Source organism: Streptomyces sp. NPDC047085 (assembly GCF_040643735.1).
Taxonomy (GTDB): domain Bacteria; phylum Actinomycetota; class Actinomycetes; order Streptomycetales; family Streptomycetaceae; genus Streptomyces.
In genome coordinates, this window is record NZ_JBEYUW010000014.1 from 87,893 (window position 1) to 108,243 (window position 20,351).

17 protein-coding genes are annotated in these 20,351 nt (G+C 72.0%); 12 read left to right on the plus strand and 5 right to left on the minus strand.

The window, feature by feature from the left end; translation table 11 throughout:
• Positions 1-37 precede the first annotated feature (37 nt).
• The gene (locus ABZ865_RS35040) at positions 38-904 is read left to right on the plus strand and encodes an alpha/beta hydrolase (protein ID WP_361239503.1); all 867 of its coding nucleotides are present in this window, start codon (positions 38-40) and stop codon (positions 902-904) included.
• Between the two features lie 38 nt (positions 905-942).
• Positions 943-1,647, plus strand: a complete 705-nt coding sequence (locus tag ABZ865_RS35045; RefSeq protein WP_361239505.1) for an alpha/beta hydrolase — start codon at positions 943-945, stop codon at positions 1,645-1,647.
• 4 nt (positions 1,648-1,651) lie between these two features.
• On the opposite strand, the gene ABZ865_RS35050 is transcribed toward ABZ865_RS35045, so the two are convergent.
• The gene (locus tag ABZ865_RS35050) at positions 1,652-3,313 is read right to left on the minus strand and encodes an acyl-CoA synthetase (protein WP_361239507.1); all 1,662 of its coding nucleotides are present in this window, start codon (positions 3,311-3,313) and stop codon (positions 1,652-1,654) included.
• Positions 3,314-3,501: 188 nt separating this feature from the next.
• Here ABZ865_RS35050 and ABZ865_RS35055 point away from each other — a divergent pair, with 188 nt between their 5' ends.
• The 7 genes from ABZ865_RS35055 to ABZ865_RS35085 all read left to right on the plus strand — a co-directional run bounded on the left by ABZ865_RS35055 (position 3,502) and on the right by ABZ865_RS35085 (position 9,512).
• Positions 3,502-4,302 (plus strand): crotonase/enoyl-CoA hydratase family protein, encoded by an 801-nt coding sequence (locus ABZ865_RS35055; protein ID WP_361239509.1) that lies wholly within the window; start codon positions 3,502-3,504, stop codon positions 4,300-4,302.
• Positions 4,303-4,324: 22 nt separating this feature from the next.
• Positions 4,325-5,266 carry an OB-fold domain-containing protein gene (locus ABZ865_RS35060; RefSeq protein ID WP_361239511.1) on the plus strand — a complete coding sequence of 314 codons (942 nt, stop codon included), beginning with the start codon at positions 4,325-4,327 and terminating at the stop codon, positions 5,264-5,266.
• Positions 5,263-6,333 (plus strand): thiolase domain-containing protein, encoded by a 1,071-nt coding sequence (locus tag ABZ865_RS35065; protein ID WP_361239513.1) that lies wholly within the window; start codon positions 5,263-5,265, stop codon positions 6,331-6,333. Before ABZ865_RS35060 ends, ABZ865_RS35065 begins: the two co-directional genes overlap by 4 nt.
• Entirely contained in the window at positions 6,330-7,496 is a 1,167-nt protein-coding gene (locus tag ABZ865_RS35070; RefSeq protein ID WP_361239515.1) for a thiolase domain-containing protein, read from the plus strand. Before ABZ865_RS35065 ends, ABZ865_RS35070 begins: the two co-directional genes overlap by 4 nt.
• 93 nt (positions 7,497-7,589) lie before the next feature.
• The gene (locus tag ABZ865_RS35075) at positions 7,590-7,832 is read left to right on the plus strand and encodes a DUF397 domain-containing protein (RefSeq protein ID WP_361239517.1); all 243 of its coding nucleotides are present in this window, start codon (positions 7,590-7,592) and stop codon (positions 7,830-7,832) included.
• Between the two features lie 176 nt (positions 7,833-8,008).
• Complete coding sequence (locus ABZ865_RS35080; RefSeq protein ID WP_361239519.1) at positions 8,009-8,911, plus strand: universal stress protein; 903 nt, start codon at positions 8,009-8,011, stop codon at positions 8,909-8,911.
• Between the two features lie 103 nt (positions 8,912-9,014).
• Positions 9,015-9,512: a hypothetical protein gene (locus ABZ865_RS35085; protein ID WP_361239521.1), complete on the plus strand. Its 498-nt coding sequence runs from the start codon at positions 9,015-9,017 to the stop codon at positions 9,510-9,512.
• 25 nt (positions 9,513-9,537) lie between these two features.
• On the opposite strand, the gene ABZ865_RS35090 is transcribed toward ABZ865_RS35085, so the two are convergent.
• Positions 9,538-11,511 (minus strand): peptidoglycan recognition family protein, encoded by a 1,974-nt coding sequence (locus ABZ865_RS35090; protein ID WP_361239523.1) that lies wholly within the window; start codon positions 11,509-11,511, stop codon positions 9,538-9,540.
• 257 nt (positions 11,512-11,768) lie between these two features.
• Positions 11,769-12,914 (minus strand): aminoglycoside phosphotransferase family protein, encoded by a 1,146-nt coding sequence (locus ABZ865_RS35095; protein WP_361239525.1) that lies wholly within the window; start codon positions 12,912-12,914, stop codon positions 11,769-11,771.
• A 342-nt stretch (positions 12,915-13,256) separates the two neighbouring features.
• Here ABZ865_RS35095 and ABZ865_RS35100 point away from each other — a divergent pair, with 342 nt between their 5' ends.
• Positions 13,257-14,747, plus strand: a complete 1,491-nt coding sequence (locus ABZ865_RS35100; protein ID WP_361239527.1) for a hypothetical protein — start codon at positions 13,257-13,259, stop codon at positions 14,745-14,747.
• Positions 14,748-14,873: 126 nt separating this feature from the next.
• Here the strand turns inward: ABZ865_RS35100 and ABZ865_RS35105 are convergent, their stop codons facing one another.
• The gene (locus tag ABZ865_RS35105) at positions 14,874-16,358 is read right to left on the minus strand and encodes a SpoIIE family protein phosphatase (protein WP_361239529.1); all 1,485 of its coding nucleotides are present in this window, start codon (positions 16,356-16,358) and stop codon (positions 14,874-14,876) included.
• 348 nt (positions 16,359-16,706) lie between these two features.
• Here ABZ865_RS35105 and ABZ865_RS35110 point away from each other — a divergent pair, with 348 nt between their 5' ends.
• On the plus strand, positions 16,707-17,120 hold the full coding sequence (locus ABZ865_RS35110) for an SsgA family sporulation/cell division regulator (RefSeq protein WP_361239531.1): 414 nt from the start codon (positions 16,707-16,709) through the stop codon (positions 17,118-17,120).
• A 140-nt stretch (positions 17,121-17,260) separates the two neighbouring features.
• Positions 17,261-19,285, plus strand: coding sequence for a phosphocholine-specific phospholipase C (locus ABZ865_RS35115; RefSeq protein WP_361239533.1), 2,025 nt, complete (start codon positions 17,261-17,263; stop codon positions 19,283-19,285).
• On the opposite strand, the gene ABZ865_RS35120 is transcribed toward ABZ865_RS35115, so the two are convergent.
• Entirely contained in the window at positions 19,275-20,300 is a 1,026-nt protein-coding gene (locus ABZ865_RS35120; protein WP_361239535.1) for a Gfo/Idh/MocA family oxidoreductase, read from the minus strand. The two genes, ABZ865_RS35115 and ABZ865_RS35120, sit on opposite strands and share 11 nt — an antisense overlap.
• Between the last annotated feature and the right edge of the window lie 51 nt (positions 20,301-20,351).

The window sequence follows — 20,351 nt, forward strand, 5'->3', positions numbered from 1 at the left end:
TTGCGGCGCCGGGAGGCGGAACGGGATGATCGTGTGCATGCCGATCTTCACCACCGCCGACGGTACCCGGCTCGCCTACCACCTCCGGGGCGACGGCGAGCCGCTCGCCGTGCTGCCCGGCGGGCCCATGCGGGCCTCCGTCTACCTCGGTGACCTGGGCGGGCTGGCGGAGCACCGCCGCCTCGCCCTGCTCGACCTGCGGGGCACCGGCGACTCGGCGGTGCCGGCGGACCCGGCGACGTACCGCTGCGACCGGATGGTCGAGGACGTGGAGACGTGGCGTGCCCACATGGGTCTGGAGCACATGGACCTGCTCGCCCACTCGGCGGGCGCCTGCCTGGCGCTGCTCTACGCGGCCCGCCATCCGCACCGGATCCGGCGGCTGGTCCTGGTCACCCCCAACGCGTCGGCCCTCGGCCTGCGGACCACGCCCGAGGACCGGCTGGCCGCGGCCCGGCTGCGGTCGGGCGAGCCGTGGTTCGCCGAGGCGTTCCCCGCGTTCGAGGCATGGCTCACGGGCGGCGCCGACTTCGACGAGGTGTTCCTGCCGTTCTTCTACGGCCGCTGGGACGACGCCGTCCGGGCCCATACCGAGCCCGAGGAGCGGCAGACCAACGACGAGGCCGGCGACCGCTACTTCGCCGACGGCGCCTTCACCCCGGACGCCACCCGGGCCGCCCTCGCCGCGCTGACCGCCCCGGTCCTGGTGTACGCCGGCGAAGTCGACGGAGGACCGCGCCCCGACCTCGCGCGCCGCGCCGCCGAGGTCTTCCCGGACGCCGAGTTCACCGTCCAGCCCGGCGCCGCCCACTACCCGTGGCTGGACGACGCCGAGTACTTCGTCCGCCGCACCCTCGCCTTCCTCGACGGCGCCACCGACACCGCTCTGCCCTCGGCGAAGTAGACCGCCCGGGGACGGACCGGCCCGTTAGCGTGCCCGGCATGGACACCGCCCTGCCGCACACCGTCGAGGCGAACGGCATCACCCTGGCCTGCCGCAGCTGGGGCCCCGAGGACGCGCCGCCCGTCCTGCTGCTGCACTGCCGGGGTGCCGACGGCGCGGACTGGACCGCGATCGCCGAACGGCTCGCCGCGCCCCCGCACGCCCGCCGGGTGCACGCCCCCGACCTGCGCGGCCACGGACGCAGCGACCGGCCCGGGGACTACGGGTTCGAGGCGATGAGCGAGGACGTCCGCGCCCTGCTCGCCGTCCTCCGGATCGACAGGGCCGATGTCGTGGGCCATTCGCTGGGCGGCATCGTGGCGTACCTGCTGGCGCAGCGCCATCCCCAGGTCGTACGGCGTCTGGTGCTGGAGGACGTGTACGCGCTGCGGCCGCTCGATCCGCCCCGGCCGCCCGCCGAGCGGCCCGAGGGGGAGCTGCCGTTCGACTGGGCCATGGTGCGGGTCACCGACGAGCAGATCAGCGCGCCCGATCCTGTGTGGTGGGACCACATGGGCCGGATCACCATGCCGACGCTGGTGATCGCGGGTGGTCCCACCAGCCATGTCCCGCAGGACCAGGTCGCGCAGCTGGCGGAGCTGATCCCGGACACCCGACTGGTGACCGTCGACGCCGGGCACCTGGTGCACGGGACGCGGCCGGAGGAGTACCTCGCCGTGCTGGAGCCGTTCCTGTACGGATGAGTGCCTACCGGTCCGCCGCCACCGCCACCTCGCGCGCCCACCGGTAGTCCGCCTTGCCGCTCGGGGAGCGCCGGACGGCGTCCGTGATCACCAGCTGGCGGGGGATCTTGTAGCCGGCCAGCCGGGCCCGGCAGTGGTCCTGGATGTCGGTCAGGGACGGCCGACGGGCACCCTCGCGCAACTGGACCACGGCCGCCACATGGTTGCCCCACTTCGCGTCCGGCACCCCGGCGACCAGCGCGTCGTACACGTCCGGATGCGCCTTGAGAGCCTGCTCGACCTCCTCCGGATACACCTTCTCGCCGCCGGTGTTGATGCACTGCGAGCCCCGCCCGAGCACGGTGACCACGCCTTCCTCGTCCACCGTCGCCATGTCGCCCAGCAGTACCCAGCGCTGCCCGTCCTTCTCGAAGAACGTCTCCGCCGTTTTCCGCGGGTCGTTGTAGTAGCCCAGCGGGACGTGACCGCACTGGGCGACGCGGCCGACCTCGCCCACGGCCACCGGCTCGTGCGTGGCCGGATCCACCACCTGCGTACGGGAGTTGACCCGGATGCGGAAGCCCCGCTCGGGTCCCGAGTCCTCCGTCGCCGTGCCGTTGAAGCCGGACTCGGAGGAGCCGAAGTTGTTCAGCAGGAGGGCGTTCGGGACGCGTTCGCGGAACTGCCCGCGCACCGTCTCCGACATGATCGCGCCGGACGAGGACACGCTGAACAGCGCCGAGCAGTCCGTGCCCTTCATCGGGCCGTCGAGGGCGTCGATCAGCGGCCGCAGCATCGCGTCGCCGACCAGGGACATGCTGGTGACCTTCTCCTTCGCCACGGTCCGCAGCACCTCCTCCGGCACGAACCGGCGGTGCAGGACGACCCGTTGGCCGAAGTTGAAGCCGATGAACGCGGTGAGGGTGGACGTGCCGTGCATCAGCGGGGGAGTGGGGAAGAAGGTGATCCCGGACCCGCCCGCCGCGACCCGCTCGGCCAGCTCCTCCGGCGCCTTCACCGGCTCACCCGTCGGCGCCCCGCCGCCCAGACCCGCGAAGAACAGGTCCTCCTGGCGCCACATCACGCCCTTGGGCATGCCGGTCGTGCCGCCCGTGTAGATGATGAACTGGTCGTCTCCCAAACGCGCCGGGAAGCCCCGGCCGGGCGATCCGGCCGCCTCGGCCCGCGCGAACGGCACGGCACCCGGCACCTCGGTCGGCACGGCACCCGGCACCTCGCGCGGGACGACGCCGGGCGCCTCCCCGCCGCCCGCACCGACCTGGAGCAGGTGCCGCAGCTTCGGCGCACGCGGCAGGGCGGCCGCCACCCGGCCGGCGAACTCCGCGTCGAAGACCAGCGCGACCAGATCCGCGTCCCGGTAGAGGTAAACCAACTCCTCTTCCACGTATCGATAGTTGACGTTGACGGGAACGATCCTCGCCTTCAGGCAGGCCAGCACCGTCTGCAGATACTCGACGCCGTTGTACAGATGCAGGCCCAGGTGTTCCCCGGGCCGTATCCCGCTGTCGATCAGATGGTGGGCGACGCGGTTGGCCGCCGCGTCCAGCTCCGCGTACGTCAGGCGGCGTTCGGCGCCGGTGCCCGGATGGTCGAGGTACACGAGCGCCTCGCGGTCCGGGACCACGTCGACGACCGACTCGAACAGGTCGGCAAGGTTGTACTCCACCGCTCCTCCTGACCCCGGCAGCCCTGACGAAGAAAGGCGCATCTGTCGGTCCGCCGGTCATCAGAGCAAAGGGCGCCGCAAGTGTGAAGGGTCCGCGCGGAAGAAATCTGACTGCATGTCAGAAAACCCTTGAAGTGCCTCCCCGCCTCCTGCAACCTGTTCTCGTTCTTACCGAGGGGAGATGGCCCATGGGTGGGACCGAACACCTCACCGTGCAGCGCGAAGGCGCCACACTCGTGCTCACGCTCAACCGGCCCGAAGCGAAGAACGCGCTCTCACTGCCGATGCTCGTCGGTCTCCACGACGGCTGGACCGAGGCCGACGAGGACGACACGATCCGCTCGATCGTGCTCACCGGGGCCGGCGGATCCTTCTGCGCCGGCATGGACCTCAAGGCCCTGGCCGGGGACGGCATGGCCGGGCAGCAGTACCGGGACCGGCTCACCGCCGACCCCGACCTGCACTGGAAGGCCATGCTCCGCCACCACCGCCCCCGCAAACCGGTGATCGCCGCCGTCGAGGGGTACTGCGTGGCCGGGGGCACCGAGATCCTGCAGGGCACCGACATCCGCGTCGCCGGGGCGTCCGCGACCTTCGGCCTCTTCGAGGTCAGACGCGGCCTGTTCCCGATCGGCGGCTCGACGGTCCGGCTGCAACGCCAGATCCCGCGCACCCACGCCCTGGAGATGCTGCTCACCGGGCGGCCGTACGACGCGGCGGAGGCCGCCCGCATCGGGCTGGTCGGACACGTCGTGCCCGACGGCACCGCGCTCGCCGCGGCACTGGAGATCGCCGAGCGGATCAACGCCTGCGGACCGCTCGCCGTCGAGGCCGTCAAGGCGTCGGTGTACGAGACCGCGGAGATGACGGAGACCGACGGGCTCGCGGCGGAACTCGCCCGCGGCTGGCCGGTCTTCGACACCGCCGACGCCAAGGAAGGCGCCCGCGCCTTCGCGGAGAAGCGGCCCCCCGTCTACAAGCGCGCCTGAACCGCCGAAGGAGTCCCGCAGGATGCCCGAAGTCCTCAAAGCGCCCCTCGTCGTCGAGTTCCCCTTCACCCGGTCCCTCGGTCCCGTCCAGAGCGCCTTCCTCACCGGGCTGCGCGAACGCCGGATCCTCGGGGTGCGGACCGCCGACGGCCGGATCCTCGTCCCGCCCGTGGAGTACGACCCCGTCACCTCCGAGGAGATCCGCGACCTCGCCGAGGTCGCCCCCACGGGCACGGTCACCACCTGGGCCTGGAACCACGAACCCCGCCGCGGCCAGCCCCTCGCCGCCCCCTTCGCCTGGGTCCTGGTCCGGCTCGACGGCGCCGACACCGCCCTGCTGCACGCCCTGGACGCCCCGGGCCCGGACGCCGTGCGCACCGGCATGCGCGTCCGCGTCCGCTGGGCCGGCGAGCGCTCCGGCGCCATCACCGACATCGCCTGCTTCGAGCCGTACGACGGTGAACCGGAACAACCGGGCGGCCACACCGGCGTGTTCGAGAACCCGGTGACCGGCATCGTCACCCCGGCACGCCTCGACTACACCTACTCGCCCGGCCGCGCCCAGTCCGCGTACATCGAGGCCCTCTCCGAGCAGCGGACCGTCGGTGAGCGCTGCCCGTCCTGCCGCAAGGTGTACGTCCCGCCGAGGGGTGCGTGCCCCACATGTGGCCTCGCCACATCCGAACGGGTCGAAGTGGGTCCCCGCGGCACGGTCACCACGTTCTGCATCGTCAACATCAAGGCCAGGAACCTCGACATCGAGGTGCCGTACGTCTACGCGCACATCGCCCTCGACGGCGCCGACCTCGCCCTGCACGCCCGGATCGGCGGCATCCCCTACGACGAGGTGCGCATGGGCCTGCGGGTCGAGCCGGTGTGGACGCCCGGAGCGCGCTACCCCGACCACTACCGGCCGACCGGCGAACCCGACGCCGACTACGACACCTACAAGGAGCTGCTGTGACCAGCGCGGGAGCACCGGGCGGCCGGGACATCGCGGTCGTCGCCTTCGCCCAGACCGCCCACCGGCGCTCCACCGAGGAGTCCTCCGAGGTCGAGATGCTCATGCCCGTGCTGCACGACGTGCTCGCACAGACCGGGCTGAGGACGGCGGACATCGGCTTCACCTGCTCCGGCTCCAGCGACTACCTCGCCGGCCGCGCCTTCTCCTTCACCCTCGCCCTCGACGGCGTCGGCGCCTGGCCGCCCATCTCCGAGTCCCACGTCGAGATGGACGGCGCCTGGGCGCTGTACGAGGCGTGGACGAAGCTGCTCACCGGGGACGCCGACACCGCCCTCGTCTACTCCTACGGCAAGTCCTCACCCGGCTCGGTCCGCGACGTGCTGACCCGGCAGCTCGACCCGTACTACGTCGCCCCGCTGTGGCCCGACTCCGTCGCCCTGGCCGCGCTCCAGGCGCAGGCCCTCATCGACGCGGGCGACACCGACGAGACGGCCCTCGCCGGCGTCGCCGCACGCAGCCGGGCCGACGCCGCCGCCAACCCGCACGCCCAGCTCAACGGCCCGGTACCCCAGGGCGATTACGTCGTACGGCCCCTGCGCGCCGGCGACTGCCCGCCCGTCGGCGACGGCGCCGCCGCCGTGATCCTCGCGGCCGGGGAGCGGGCCCGCGAGCTGTGCGAGCGGCCCGCCTGGATCCGGGGCATCGACCACCGTGTCGAGGCCCACGCGCTGGGCGTGCGCGACCTGACCGACTCCCCGTCCACCCGGCTCGCGGCCGAACGGGCCGGCGCCTTCGAACGGCCCGTCGACACCGCCGAGTTGCACGCGCCGTTCTCCTCGCAGGAGATCGTGCTGCGCAAGGCGCTCCGGCTCGACGACCGTGTGCGCGTCAACCCCTCCGGCGGCGCGCTCGCCGCCAACCCCGTCATGGCCGCCGGGCTCGTCCGTATAGGCGAGGCCGCCGCCCGTGTCCACCGCGGGGACTCCGACCGCGCCCTCGCCCACGCCACCTCCGGCCCCTGCCTCCAGCAGAACCTGGTCGCCGTACTCGAAGGGGATCCACGATGAGCAAGGAGCCCGTGGCCGTCGTAGGGATCGGCCAGACCAAGCACGTGGCGGCCCGCCGGGACGTGTCGATCGCCGGACTCGTCCGGGAGGCGGCCGGGCGGGCCCTGGACGACGCCGGGTTGTCATGGGCCGACATCGACGCCGTCGTCATCGGCAAGGCGCCCGACTTCTTCGAGGGCGTGATGATGCCCGAGCTGTACCTCGCCGACGCCCTCGGCGCGGTCGGAAAGCCCCTGCTGCGGGTGCACACCGCCGGCTCGGTCGGCGGATCCACCGCGCTCGTCGCCGCGAACCTCGTCGCGGCCCGCGTCCACCGCACCGTGCTCACCCTCGCCTTCGAAAAGCAGTCCGAGTCCAACGCCATGTGGGGCCTGTCGCTGCCGATCCCCTTCCAGCAGCCGCTCCTCGCCGGCGCCGGCGGCTTCTTCGCCCCGCACGTCCGCGCCTACATGCGGCGCAGCGGCGCACCCGACACCATCGGCTCCCTCGTCGCCTACAAGGACCGGCGCAACGCGTTGAAGAACCCCTGGGCCCACCTCCACGAACACGACCTCACCCTGGAGAAGGTCCAGGCCTCGCCCATGCTCTGGGACCCCATCCGCTACTCCGAGACCTGCCCGTCCTCCGACGGCGCCTGCGCCATGATCCTCACCGACCGCGCCGGAGCCGCCCGCGCGCCCCGGCCGCCCGCCTGGCTGCTCGGCGGCGCCATGCGCAGCGAGCCGACCCTCTTCGCCGGCAAGGACTTCGTCTCCCCGCAGGCCGGCAAGGACTGCGCCGCCGACGTCTACCGGGAGGCCGGCATCGCCGACCCGCGTCGCGACATCGACGCCGTCGAGATGTACGTCCCGTTCTCCTGGTACGAGCCCATGTGGCTGGAGAACCTCGGCTTCGCCGCCGAGGGCGAGGGCTGGAAGCTCACCGAGTCCGGGGTGACCGAGCTGGACGGGGACCTGCCCGTCAACATGTCGGGCGGGGTGCTGTCCACCAACCCCATCGGCGCCTCCGGCATGATCCGCTTCGCCGAGGCCGCCCTCCAGGTGCGCGGACAGGCCGGGGAACACCAGGTGGACGGCGCCCGGAAGGTGCTCGGCCACGCCTACGGCGGCGGTTCGCAGTTCTTCTCCATGTGGCTGGTGGGATCCGAACCCCCGGACTCCTGACGGACTCCTGAAAGGTCCTCATGACACGGCCTGTCGGCCGTCGTAAGCGGTCGCTAGGCTGACCGCGGACGACGAACCGGGAGGAGCACGGACGTGGCCGAGAGCATCACCCAGCAGCAGCCGCTCATGGGCTGGGACAAGCCGGAACTGGACCTCAGCAAGGCCGAGTGGCAGTCCAGCAGCCGAGGGCTGGGCGACGTCCAGATCGCCTTCGTCGAGGGATTCATCGCGATGCGCAACAGCGAGCGGCCGGAAAGCCCTTCCCTGATCTTCACCCCCGCCGAGTGGGGCGCCTTCGTCTCCGGGGCCCGCGACGGCGAGTTCGACCTCACCTGATCCGGCTTCCTGAGCCGACTTCCTGAGCCGGCTTCCCGGGTCACCTCCGGCGCGGGCCGAACCGGGGGAGTTCCGGCCGGATTTCCGGACACGCGACCGGTCACGCCCTGCCGGGCCGCCGCCTGAGCCAGGCTGGCCCCAGCAAGGGGAAGGTCGCACACCGGAGGTGAGGAACGATGAGCGCTGCGCCGGTCATCGCCGCGGTCGACGGCTCTGAGGACAGCCTGCGCGCGCTGGAGTGGGCCCTGGACGCCGCCCGTCGCCGCGCGGCACCGCTCAGGGTGGTGCACGTACGGCAGTACGCGGCCTGGGGCCAGGCGGACGTCCTGGTCGCGGGGCCGCCCGACGAGGGGGGTGACCCGGTCCTCGACGAGGTGCGCGCCCTGCTGCGGGAGCGTGCGGGCACGCCGGCCGTGGAGTACGTCGCGGTGGAGGGTGTGCCGGGCGCGGTGCTGCCCGAACTCGGTACGGACGCCCAGCTGTTGGTGCTGGGCTCGCGCGGCCGCGGCGGTTTCGCCAGCCTGTTGCTGGGCTCCAACGGACTGGCCTGCGCACGGGACGCCGCGTGCCCCGTGGTGGTCGTCCCCCGGCCCGGCCGCGAGGTCCACGGCGAGGGCACCCCCGAACCCGGGCCCCGGGTGGTCGTCGGCCTGCACGTCGACAGCCCCGAGGAGGCCGCGCTCGACCTCGCCTTCACCGAGGCCGCGCTGCGCGGCGCCCGCGTCCAGGTGATCAGCGCCTACCCGTGGCCCGTGCAGACCTGGTCGGCGCCCGGGCAGCTGGTGCCCCCGCCGGTCGACCAGGAGGCCGTCGAGAACGAGACCCGCTCCCTCGCCGAAGGCTCGTTCGCGCCGCAGCGCACCCGGCATCCCGAGGTCCGCGCCGACATCGAGGTCCTGCCGGGCGACGCGGCCGGACACCTCGTCGCCGCCTCCCGGGACGCCGACCTGGTCGTCGTCGGCCGCCACCGGCGCCGGCTGCTCGCCCCGGCCCGCATGATGGGCTCGGTCACCCAGGCCGTCCTGCTGCACGCCGCGAGCCCGGTGGCCGTCGTGCCGCCCGCTGAGCCGGAGGAGTGACGCGCCCCGCCCCGGCACGCTGCGTGACGGACACGTCCGCTCGGGCGACGCCGACGAAGCGCCCGCACGTCATCGAACACGCCCGGGCACGTACCATGGCGGCATGTCGTTCCTCCGCCGCCGCAGCGCCACTCCCGCCGGACCCGACTTCGACGTGCTGGCCATGGACCCGGGCGACTGGCCGGGCAATCTCGGCGCGGGCCTGCTGCCCGCCCCCGACGGCTCCTGCCAGGGCGTCTTCCTGCGCTACGACCTCTTCGGCGGCCGCGGCCCCGCCATGATCATCGGCAATCTCCCCGAGGGCTCCCCGGCCCGGGACGTCACCGAGGGCGAGATCCCCTTCGAGGTCGGCCAGCTGCTGCTGGCGCTGGAGAACGACGAGGAGGTCACCGTCGTCGGCACCGAGGACACCCCCGTCCTGCAGGGCGACAACCTCCTGATCGTGCGCCGCCTGAAGCTCTCCGAGAGCCGGATCTCCTGCGTGCAGTTCGACCGCAGCGACGGCGTCCTGGTGACGATCGCCGCCTGGGACCGCCCCATCACGGACGACCTGTACGCCCTGCTGAAGCCGCTCCCGGCGGAGCTTTTCCAGCAGGGCTGACGCGCCGGCCGGGGCAGCCCCCCGGCTAGCCGACGGAGCCCTCCAGACGGACGTCCGCCGCACGGACGAACGCCACCCGGTGGCCGTACTGGATCTCGTAGTACAGGTCCTTGCCGATCACGACCCGGTGCGAGTCGGGGGTGAACGTGACCGCGTAGTAGTACTCGCCCGGCATCACATCACCGACCACGTACTTCTGACCCGCCGGGACGGTGTACGGCAGCGGCACCACCGACTGCGCGGGCACGCCCGCCGGGTAGGCCTCCTTCTCCGGGTACGCGCGCCCGTACACCGGGATGCTCGCCACGCCGTCCTTCGGGGTGAGGAGCAGACCGGACGCGGGCACCGCCGTCGGCTCCTTGGCCGGGTTCTGGAACCACGCCTTCTGCCCGAGGTACCAGATGGCCGTCCAGTCGCCCCAGTGGTCGGCGATCGCGAACTGCTGGCCGGTGGAGACCCGCGAGGACAGGTCGTTCACCCCGTTGGTCGGGCTGGTCTTCAGACCGATGTCCTTGATCAGCGGCGCGTTCACGTCGTGGTCGGTGTACAGCCGCACCTCGCTGGAGCCGTGCGCCGTGCAGGGCACACCGCTGGTGGTGCAGCCCGAGTACACCGGCTGGTTCGCCGCGTAGTCCGGCCGGATCGTCACCAGCCCGGCGTGCTTGCCGCCCGTGCGCTCGAAGGGGTGGCCGAGCAGCTGGAAATAGTGCCGCCAGTCCCAGTACGGACCCGGGTCCGTGTGCATGCCGGGAATGGTCGAGGTGGTCGGCCCCGGCACGTTGTCGTGGCCCAGGATGTGCTGCCGGTCCAGCGGGATGTCGTACGTACGCGCCAGGTACTTCACCAGCCGCGCCGAGGACCGGTACATGGCCTCCGTGTACCAGGCGTCCGGCGAGGCGAGGAAGCCCTCGTGCTCGATGCCGACGGACCGGGCGTTGACGTCCCAGTTGCCCGCGTGCCAGGCCACGTCCTTCGCCTTGACGTGCTGGGCGATCAGCCCGTCGGTGGAGCGGATGGTGTAGTTCCAGGACACATAGGTCGGGTCCTGGATCAGGTTCATCACCCCGTCCCAGGCGCCCTCGGTGTCATGGATGACGATGTACTTGATGCGCTGCGAGACGGGACGGTCGCCGAGGTCGTGGTTGCCGTAGTCGCCGGCGCCGAACTCCGCGTACGGGGCCGGGACCGACACGCAGGACACCGACGCCGGGCACTCCACGCCGTCCGCCTTCACGGTGCGCAGACCGGTCCGCCGCAGCTGGGCGGTGTCGGCGGCGAGGTCCGGCTGGGCGGCCAGCGCGACCAGCTGGCCGTCGTCCGTGCTGCGCTCCTCACCGGTGCGCAGCACGTCGTACACGTCGTTCGCGTACGCCGCCGCGGTCGCCGTGTCGTCGGCGCCGGAGAAGCGGGCCACCGAGCCGTACCAGTCGGCCGGGTCGGCGCTCAGCGGCTCGTCCATGTCCTTCTGCGCGGCGGCGAGCAGCGCGGCGCCGCCGGCCACGTTGGCCGCCGGATCGGTGCGCAGCCGGTCCGCCGGGATCCCGGTCAGCTCGGCCGCCTTGGTCAGCGTCGAGAGCCGGGCCGGAAGCGCCGACTCGTCCGGGACCTTGATGTCGGGGTGCAGGGCCTCGCGGGCGCTGTCACCGCGGGCGTCCTCGGAGCCCTCGGCGAAGTGTTCCGTGGTGGCGAGGGCGGTACGGGCGTCGGTGAGGTGCATCGGGCCGTAGCCACCGGTCACGCTGGGCGCCCCGGCGTGCGAGTCCCAGCGGGACTGGAGGTAGGAGACGGCCAGCAGGACGCTCTGCGGTACGTGGTACTCGTCGGCGGCGCCGGCGAAGGCGCTCTGCAGTCGGTCGGCCGCGGACGACTCGGTGGCGCCCTGGGCCGGGGCGGCACCGAGCAGGGGCAGCAGCAGCGCGGCGGAGGCCAGCGTGCCGGCGGTCCGCCGCAGATGTCTGTGGCCGGGTACGGACGTGGGGTCGGTGGCGGATCCTCGCAATGCTGCCTCCTGGGACGGGCGGGCGTGACGGGGCGTGCGGGGCCGAGCTGGGTCAGTGGTATCGGGTTGCCGACGATCCGTCAATGATGCCTTCGGAGCGGTGATTTCCCACGTCACGAAGGGGTTCGGCGAGTTTCGCCACGGCGGTGCGCGGGCCTGCGGGGCATCAGTGGTGTACACCAGTGATCGCACAGGCACGGACATACGAAGGCCCGCGGTGCGCCGCCGCTCTGGCGCACCGCGGGCCTTCGTCCCCGTCAGCGAGTGCCGACCGCCGCACGGACGGCCCGGCGGGCCATCTGGCAGTCGTCGTGCAGCCGCCGCAGCAGCAGCCGCTGTTCCTCGCCGGACGGCACAGCACCCGGGTGGGCCGTGCCCGGTGCCGCCGGGGCCGTGTCGTGCATCGAACGCTGGACGGCCGTCTCGTAGGTACGGATCTCCCGGGTGAGCACGAGCATCAGGTTCACGAGGAAGGCGTCCCGGGAGGCCGGACCCGCCGACTGGGCGATCTGGCTGATCTGCCGCCGGGCCACCGGCGCGTCCCCGAGGACCAGCCACAGCGTCGCCAGGTCGTACCCCGGCAGGTACCAGCCCGCGTGCTCCCAGTCCACCAGCACTGGACCGGCCGGTGAGAGCAGGATGTTCGAGAGCAGGGCGTCGCCGTGGCAGAACTGGCCCATCCCCTGGCGGCCCGCCGCGTGCGCGATGCCGTGCAGCAGCTTCTGCAGGTCGCCCAGGTCCCGGTCGGTCAGCAGGCCCAGCTCGTGGTACCGGGAGATGCGGGCCGCGTAGTCCAGCGGGGCGTCGAAGGTGCCGGCCGGGGGCCGCCAGGCGTTCAGCCGGCAGATCGCGCCGAGCGCGGCCCGGATGTCCGGGCGGGGCGGCGCCTCCAGCGGATGCCGCTGCAGCGCCGCCACCCGGCCGGGCATGCGCTCGATCACCAGGGTGCAGTTGTCCGGGTCCGCCGCGATCAGCCTGGGCACCCGGACCGGCGGCCGGTGCCGGACGAACGAGCGGTATGCGGCTATTTCGTGGCGGCTGCGCTCCGCCCAGGCGGGGGAGTGGTCCAGGAGACACTTGGCCACGGCCGTGCTGCGTCCGGTCGTCCCGACCAGGAGGACGGACTTTCCGCTGCGGCGCAGCACCTGCACCGGAGCGAACTCCGGGCAGATCCGGTGCACCGAGGCGATCGCGGTGCGCAACTGCGCTCCCTGGGGTCCGGACAAGTCGAGTCTTCCGCTGAGCGGTTGGGGACCCCCCTGGCCCGGGACACGGCGCGGCCGGCCCACGCCCAGCACGGGGGCTCCCGGTCGCGCCGCCGGGTCGAGGTACGGTCCGCCGCCCGCCGGGCGGGAACGCAGCGGCCGGGACGGAGCGGACACGGAGGACGATGCTGCGTACATGGGAGATACAGATCCCTTCGTGTGCCTGCGGTGCCTGCCTGTACGACCGCGTTCGAACGAATGGCTTCGAACGAGTCGCTCAAAGTGCTTGCTTCGAGTACGTACGCCCACCCGACCCGGCCGCCCGGGTGCACCCTGGGGAATGCACCCGCCACATCGACATATGCCACACATGCGGCGGCATCTTCGAAAGAGGCGACCGGGTCGGGGTGGCGCTTTCCTACCTGACACCCGATGACCACTGGCACACCATCTGGCGCACCCTGGCGAACCGTGGCGAATAGTCGCCCGGCAACCTCCACGGGGCTACTGTCAACTCAGCCGAGAACCTGGGGGCTTGACGTGAGCGGACAACCCAACACCCGTCTTTCCGACCTGTTCGGCCTGGCCGGCTGGTCGAAGGGCGAACTCGCGAGGCTGGTCAACAAGCAGGCGACGGCCATGGGCCACCCCCAGCTGTCGACCGACACCTCGCGGGTGCGGCGTTGGATCGACATGGGAGAGATCCCGCGCGATCCCGTGCCGCGGGTGCTGGCGGCGTTGTTCACCGAGCGTCTCGGCCGTGTCGTGACCATCGAGGACCTCGGTCTGGTACGGCACGGGCGTGCGGGGAAACGGCAGGGCGACGGGAATGCGGAACCTCCCGACGGAGTGCCGTGGGCGCCCGAACGGACCGCCGCGGTCCTCACCGAATTCACGGGAATGGACCTCATGCTCAACCGACGCGGCTTGGTGGGCGCGGGTGCCGCGCTCGCCGCGGGATCCACACTCAGCAGCGCCATGCACGACTGGTTGCACACCGACCCCACCCTGAAGGCCGACGCGCCTGTCCTCGACGACCCCCTGCACGCCGACCCCGCTGGGTTCGACCGCTATGAGGCCGCCCCCATCGGGTCGCAGGAGATCGAGGAACTGGAGCGTTCGGTCGAGGTGTTCCGCGCCTGGGACGCGGCCCGTGGCGGCGGGCTCCAGCGCAAGGCGGTCGTGGGCCAGCTCAACGAGGTGGGCGGCATGCTCGCCTACCACCATCCACCCCATCTCCAGCGGCGCCTGTGGGGCGTCGCGGCCAACCTCGCCGTCCTCGCGGGCTGGATGTCGCACGACGTCGGCCTGGAGCCCACGGCCCAGAAGTACTTCGTCATCGCCGCCCATGCCGCCCGTGAGGGCGGTGACCGGCCGCGCGCCGGTGAGGCCCTGTCCCGGGCGGCCCGGCAGATGGTGCACCTCGGCCGGCCCGACGACGCCCTGGACCTGATGAAGCTCGCCCAGTCCGGTGCGGGGGAGCGCCTGCAGCCCCGGACGAAGGCCATGTTCCACACCATCGAGGCCTGGGCACAGGCCTCCATGGGCAAGGGGCAGGCGATGCGCCGCACCCTCGGTCAGGCGGAGGACCTCTTCGTCTCCGACCGCGACGACGCCGAGACGCCGGACTGGATGCAGACCTTCAAGGACGAGGATCTGTACGGCATGCAGGCGCTCGCCTACCGCACTCTCGCGGAGTTCGACCCGGGGGCGGCCACACACGCCCAGTACTACGCGGAGAAGGCCCTGGCCCTGCGCATCGACGGGCGGGAGCGGTCGAAGATCTTCGACCATCTCTCCATGGCCTCGGCCTGTTTCATCGCCGACGATCCCGAGCAGGCGGACCGGTACGCACGGCTCGCGCTGATGTCGATGGGGTCCAACTCGTCCCGGCGTACGTGGGACCGGTTGCGGCAGATGTACCGGCTCACCGCGGAGTATTCCAGCTATCCGAGGATCCACGAGCTGCGGGAGGAGATCAGGCTCGCCCTGCCGAGGACCAGGAAGAGCGACGACAGCGCACAGGCATAGACGACAGCGCACAGGCATAGAGGCTCGTGCGCCTTACGCCGAGAGGGTCAGCCCTCCGGGGTGACCCGCCCGGAATGATGAGTCCGGGGTGACCCGTTGGTGATCCGTTCGGGGTGACCCGTCGGCTTATGCGGTCACCTGGGCGACGAGCACACAGGCGTCGTCCGTGCGCTCCGTTCCGCCGAACTCCTCGACCACCGTCCGTACGCAGTCCTGCGCGGTGCGCGCCGCGTCGAAGCGTGGGGCGAGGTCGAGCAGGCGGTCCGCCGCCGTGGTCCTGTGGTGCGCCGGCACCAGTCCGTCGGTGTGCAGCAGGAGCAGGTCGCCCGGCTCCAGGGTCACTTCGGCCTGCCCGTAGGCGGCGCCGGAGGTGGCTCCGAGCAGGACGCCGTCCGGTGCGTCCAGCACCCGCCCCGTCCCGTTGCGGTACAGCAGCGGGGCGGGGTGTCCTGCCTGCGCCCAGACCAGCGCCCGGGTCTCGGGCCGGTAGAGGCAGCAGACGGTGCTGCACAGGGCGGGCTGCACGGTGGCGTCGAGTAACTGGTTGAGCATGGTGAGCAGTTGACCGGGCTGGGTGCCGGCCATCGCCATGCCGCGTGCGGCGCCGAGCAGCGTCGCCATGCCCGAGGTGACGGTCATGCCGTGCCCGGTGAGGTCGCCGACGCTGAGCAGGGTCGCGCCGCCGGACAGTTCCAGGGCGTCGTACCAGTCGCCGCCGATCATCGTGGTCGTCGCGGCGGGCAGATAGCGGGCGGCCAGGTCGAGCGTCGGGGGCCCCGTGCGCGGGAGCCGCAGGGAGCCGCGCCATGGCGGCAGCACGGCTTCCTGCAGCTCGACCGCGAGCCGGTGCTCGGTCTGGGCCTCCCGGCGGTGGCGCTGCATCGAGTCACGGGTCTCGCGCACCGTCCGCCGGTGGCGGCGCAGCTCGCTGACGTCCCGCAGCACGGCCCACATGGAGGCGGTGCTGCCGTCGGCGCCCAGCACGGGCTCGCCCATCATGTGCACGGTCCGCACGGAGGCGTCGGGCCGTACGACGCGGAACTCGCCGTCGATCGGCTTGGCGTCCACCAGACAGTCCGTCACCATCGCGGTCAGCCTGGGCCGGTCCTCCTCCAGGACCAGCGACGGGAGTTCGTCGAGGGTGAGCGCGGGCGCTGCCGGGTCGAGGCCCAGGATCTGGTACAGCTCCCCGGACCAACTCGCCTCGTCCGTCAGCAGGTTCCACTCCGCGCTGCCGACCCGGCTGAGCAGTGAGCCGGAGGGGACGGCCGCCGGCGCGGACCGGGGGGACGGAACCGCGGCGGCCCCGGCGAATCCGGCGTGGTCGGCACGGTCGGGGTGCTCCACGGATTCGGCGGGCTCGGTCTCCAGGTGCTCCGGGCCGTCCCGCAGCTGCGCCAAGTGAGCGTCGAGATCGTCGAGTTGATGCAGCGCGAGGTCGTACAGCGCCCGCTGCCAGCGTTCCTCCGGGTCCGAACCGTCGCTCTGCGCGTCCCGCCGTACCGCGTCCACGTCGCCCTTGAGTCGTCGCGTCTGCGTTATCAACGCCTCGACCGAGCCGCGACTGGGTGGCTGGGCGGGTGGGCGGTCCGCGGAGACAGGGGACGGCATGACGCACTCCGATGGGGGATGGTACGGCCAACGGGGACGGAGGGACCGTTACGACTGTTGCACAGCCCGCGACGCCTCGTAAGGGATTTGGCAACACACGATACGGTGGTGCTTCGGGCATATGCCAGAGTCTTCCGGGCGTGCTCTGACCGGACGATTCGCCTAGGTGTGCGGCCGCTCAAGTCGTAGACGGACTACGGGATTTGACCGACTGTCGAACGCTTTCCCGTAGCGCTCCATCGCATGTTCGACGCTCGCGTGTTCCATGATGGCGCGGACCGGTCGATGCGCGCCAACTCTGTCCGGATCCGACGTCCTCTGAACCGCGGCTTCCGCCTCCTTATAGGCATGGACATCTTCGTCGAGCAATCCGCACAGGCCCGTCTGATCACCGCCGAGGACCAGGAGGTCCCGGTGTCGGCCACCCTGCGCTACAGCGCGGACGACCCGCTGGCCGTCTTCGTGGACTTCCCGCCCGAGGCCACCCTGGAGGGCGGCGAGGTCACCTGGACCTTCGCGCGCTCGCTGCTGGACCAGGGGCTGCGCGCCCCGGCCGGACACGGGGACGTACAGATCTGGCCGCACGGCCGCACCCGGACGGTCCTGGAGTTCCACTCGCCCCAAGGGCTGGCGCTGTTGCAGTTCCCGACCTCGGCCCTGCGCCGGTTCCTGCTGCGCACCTACACCGTGGTCCCGGCAGGTCAGGAGGATGTGGCGGCGGTCGTCGAGCGGGGTCTCAGCGCCCTGTTCGGAGGCGTGTGACGGCCATGTGGCGCGGCGGTGGCCGACTTTGAATATTGTTCACTTCCGCCTCACCGCCGGGGTCTGGACCCTGACGACCGCCGGCGGCACCCTGGCGCGCGGTGTGCCGCACGGGCACGCCGGTGACGAGGACGGGGCCAATGACACCGATCAGCCGACGAGGCTTCGTGGGGCTCGGCGCCTCCATGGCGGCCGGCATGGCGCTGGGCGCCAGCTCGCGCACGGCCGCCGCGGCCGAGACCGCAGCAACCGGCACGATCAAGGACGTGAAGCACGTGGTCATCCTCATGCAGGAGAACCGCAGCTTCGACCACTACTTCGGCCGTCTCAAGGGCGTCCGCGGCTTCGACGACCGCAGCGGCATCACCCTGAGCGGCGGCTACCCGGTCTTCAACCAGCCGAACGGAACGGGCCGTCAGTACCCGTGGAAGCTCAGCGCGACCCCGGCGGCGGGCGGCAAGGACGGTGAGACCCTCGCCCAGTGCAGCGGCGACCTGCCGCACTCCTGGTCCTCGCAGCACTCCGCGTGGAACAAGGGCCGCCTGGACAACTGGGTCGCGGGCGTCGGCAACGTCCGTACGCTCGGCTACCTCGACCGCTCCGACATCCCCTTCCACTACGCGCTCGCCGACAACTACACCGTCTGCGACGCCTACTTCTGCTCCGCGCTCAGCGCGACCGGCCCCAACCGCACCTTCCTGTGGAGCGGCAAGGTCGACTCCACCAGTTACGACGGAGGCGACGAGTCCGGCCTGACCTGGCAGAACTACGCCGAGGCGCTCCAGGCAGCCGGGGTGAGCTGGAAGGTCTACCAGAACGCGGCGGACAACTACGGCGACAACGGCTGCGCCTACTTCAAGAACTTCGCGGGCGCCAAGCCGGGCGACCCGCTGTACGACCGGGGCATGTCCTCCGTCCCGAGGGTCACCGGCTCGACCCCCGACGACATCGCCGCCGCCATCAAGGCCGACGTCGTCGCGGGCACCCTCCCGCAGGTCTCCTGGGTCGTGCCCAACCAGGCCTTCTCCGAGCACCCGTACGCCCCGCCCGGCGACGGCGCCCACTTCGTCAACCTCGTCTACCAAGCCCTGGCCGCCGACAGCGCCGTGTTCGACTCGACCGTGCTGTTCCTCAACTACGACGAGAACGACGGCTGCTTCGACCACGTCCCTCCCCCGGCGCCGCCCGCCGGCACCGCGGGCGAGTTCCTCAACGGCGTGCCCTACGGCTTCGGCTTCCGCGTGCCGATGATCGTCATCTCGCCCTGGACCCGCGGGGGCTGGGTGTCCTCCGAGGTCTTCGAGCACACCTCGGTGTTGCGGTTCCTGGAGACCTGGACCGCGGCCCTCGGCAAGCCGGCCGCCTGCCCCAACATCAGCGCCTGGCGGCGCAAGGTGAGCGGCGACCTGACCGGTGTCTTCGACTTCGGCAACCCGGTCTACGGCCCGGTCTCGCTGCCCGCGACCGGCGTCATCGGCATGAGCACCTGCGGGCCGCTGCCCAACCCGGTGCCCACGAACAACGCCCTGCCCGCCCAGGAGCCGGGCACCCGTCCGGCCCGCGCGCTGCCGTACCAGCCGGGCGGCTACCTGGACCACCTGGAGTTCGGGGCCGCCGGCAAGATCCTGGCCTGGTTCACCATGACCAACCAGGGCGGGCCGGCCTCGCGGGCGGCCCACTTCTCCCTCCACCCCAACGCCTACCGCGACACCACGCCCTATCAGTACACGGTCGACGCGGGCGGCACCGCCTCCGACTACTTCAACATCGGCACGGGCTTCGGCGCCGGCAAGTACGACTTCACCATGGTCGGCCCGAACCGCTTCCTGCGCCGCTTCAAGGGCGACGCCACCAAGCCGGGCAAGTCGGCCGAGGTGAGCACCCGATACGCCGTGGAGTCCGGCACGGGCAAGCTGGCCGTCTACTTCAAGATGGCCAACTCGGGTGCGGCGCCGGTGAAGTTCACCATCACCGCCAACCACTACCGCAGCGACGGCCCCTGGACCTACACCGTCGCCGCGGGTGCCTCGACCGAGGACTACTTCAACGCCGTCGCGTACCAGAACGGCTGGTACGACTTCACGGTGACCGTCGACTCCGACGTGACCTGGTCGCGCCGGTTCACCGGGCACCTGGAGACGGGCGCCGCGAGCGTCAGCGGCTGACCTCCGCGTACAGGTCCGGGCGCGGAGCAAGGTCGACGGCCACCCGGCCGCCGGTCTCCAGCGCCCGGACCCCCGCCTCGGCGACGACCGAGGCGGCATAGCCGTCCCAGACGGTCGGGCCGGTGACCTCGCCGCGCCGGGTGGCGTCCACCCAGGCCTGCACCTCGCGGTCGTAGGCGTCGGCGAAGCGGACGAGATAGTCCTGCGCCACCTCCTCGGTCGCGCCGCCCCTGGTGGTCACCACCATGGTGTGCGCGTCGCCGATCCGGGCGCTGCCCGCCTCGCACACGGCCTCGCAGCGCACCTGGTAGCCGAAGCCGCTGTTGACGAAGACCTCCACGTCGACGAGGGTGCCGCGCTCCGTCTCGAACACCACGAACTGCGGGTCGATCAGCCCCTCAGGCGCGCCCGCAGAGGACGCCGGACGCAGCACGGTGACCGCCGTCAGCTCCTGCCCGAGCAGCCAGCGGGCCGCGTCGATCTCGTGCGAGACGGAACTGTCGATCAGCATGGCGCTGGTGAAACCGGGCGGCGAGGAGACGTTGCGGTGCGTGCAGTGCAGCATCAGCGGACGGCCCAGGGCGCCCCCGTCCAGCAGGGACTTCAGGCGCCGGTGCTCGGCGTCGTAGCGGCGCATGAAACCGATCTGCGCCAGCCGGCGGCCGAGCCGCGCCTCCGCCTCCACGATCCGCAGCGCGCCGGTGGGGTCCGGCACCATGGGCTTCTCGCACAGCACGGGCAGCCCGCGCTCGAAGGCCGCGAGAAGCGCCTCCTCGTGCGCGGGGCCCGGGGAGGCGATCAGCACGGCCGCCACACCGGGCGCGTCGAGCGCGGCCAACGGGTCCGTATGCACGCCGACCCCGTCCAGGCCGGCCACGGCCGCCTTCGCCCGCTCGACATCGGGATCGGCCACGGCAGCCACCCTGGCGCCGCTCACCACTCCGTCGAGGCGTCGTATGTGATCGGCTCCCATGTGGCCGGCACCCAGTACCGCCACGCCCAGCAGGTCACCCATGTGTGCTCCCTTTGCACCGACGATCAGGTCGTAGCGTACGCAATGTGTCGG